This is a genomic window from Cellulomonas sp. NPDC058312 (assembly GCF_042880135.1).
GTDB lineage: Bacteria > Actinomycetota > Actinomycetes > Actinomycetales > Cellulomonadaceae > Cellulomonas.
Genome location: NZ_JBHVZE010000027.1, coordinates 1 through 1,154, shown reverse-complemented (window position 1 = coordinate 1,154; position 1,154 = coordinate 1). Strand labels below are relative to the sequence as shown.

Here is a 1,154-nt window from a genome sequence, read left to right as displayed (position 1 = left end):
GGTTTGAGGGCGTCCTGCGAAAGCCAGCGGCGGACCGTCGTGACGGAGGCGCTGATGCCGTCGATCACCAACTGCCGGGCCAACTCCGGGGCGCTCCACCGCGACAGGGGCAGCTCGTGCTCGGTAGGAAGCTGACATGCCCATGCCTTGACCGCGGCGACCTGCGACGGACAATATTTCGGTGGGCGTCCCGTACGCGGTGCGTCGGTGAGTCCCACGATTCCCCGGTGATGGAACCGGGCCCGCCACTTGCGAGCGGTGTCCACGCAGACACCGAGCTCGGCCGCGATGTGGGCGTTCGAGTCGCCGTCGGCGGCCATCAGCACGATCAGTGCCCGCAGCACCGTCCTCTGCGGTGTGCTCCCGGCCCGCACCCAATCCTCGAGTACCTGACGGTCGGTGCCGGTCAACACCACCCGGTATGGGCTGGTCATCACCACGTGGCACCATCCGCCCGAGAACAACTTTGATTACTCACGGCACATAGATCACACCGGCCACAGGGATCCCCGAAGCAGCGACACGCCGACCACCACGAAAGTCAGGAGGATCGGGCACCATCACACACATGCCGACACCACCGGAATCGACGAAGAACTCGCTGCGCTGGAAACTGCTGGATCGGGCCCGAACCAGGTGGCCGCAACTGTCCACGATCAGCACTCGATTCCGCAGCAACTTCGCCTACGTCGACGGGGTGCTGACCGACGGGACAGTGATTCCGTTGATGCGACTGCGGTACGGCGGATCCGCCAGTGTGTGGGGATTCGCGATCTACCTCGGCAGCAGCGGCAAGTACCAGGACTCGATCCTGCCCAACGGCGACTTCGCCGGCAGTGTCGAGGATGCACTCGACTGCGCCTGCGGCCTGTACCTCGCCGACCCGACCGCCTGGCAACAACCCCCGACGAACTAATGGGTCAGACCACTAAGCCTTGATCCGTGGAGAGGTGATTTGGGCGGGATTGGTGGTAGTTTCGGTTCTTCGGGTTGTCGGTGGGTGTGCGTGGTCCGCTGACCGGCGTCAGCTCATCCACGTTGTCGGGAGTCCTCAGGGTCGGGCCGGATGGCGGAACGGATCGGTCACGCCAGTTGTGGTGGCGCAATTCCCGATCCGATAACCCAGCACCACAGGGTGTTCCACTGCTTCTGCC

2 protein-coding genes are annotated in these 1,154 nt (G+C 64.5%); one reads left to right on the top strand and one right to left on the bottom strand.

Features of this window, described 5'->3' with window-relative positions:
* A partial coding sequence (locus tag ACFVXN_RS18455; protein ID WP_389235986.1) for a helix-turn-helix domain-containing protein occupies positions 1–434 on the bottom strand: 434 nt, incomplete at its 3' end.
* Positions 435–568: 134 nt separating this feature from the next.
* Between ACFVXN_RS18455 and ACFVXN_RS18450 the strand changes: the two genes are divergently transcribed.
* Positions 569–916 (top strand): hypothetical protein, encoded by a 348-nt coding sequence (locus ACFVXN_RS18450; protein ID WP_389235983.1) that lies wholly within the window; start codon positions 569–571, stop codon positions 914–916.
* Positions 917–1,154: the final 238 nt, after the last annotated feature.

Excerpts from the sequence above, each read along its gene's own strand:
- ACFVXN_RS18450 (WP_389235983.1), top strand. The coding sequence starts at position 569 with ATGCCGACACCACCGGAATCGACGAAGAACTCGCTGCGCTGGAAACTG.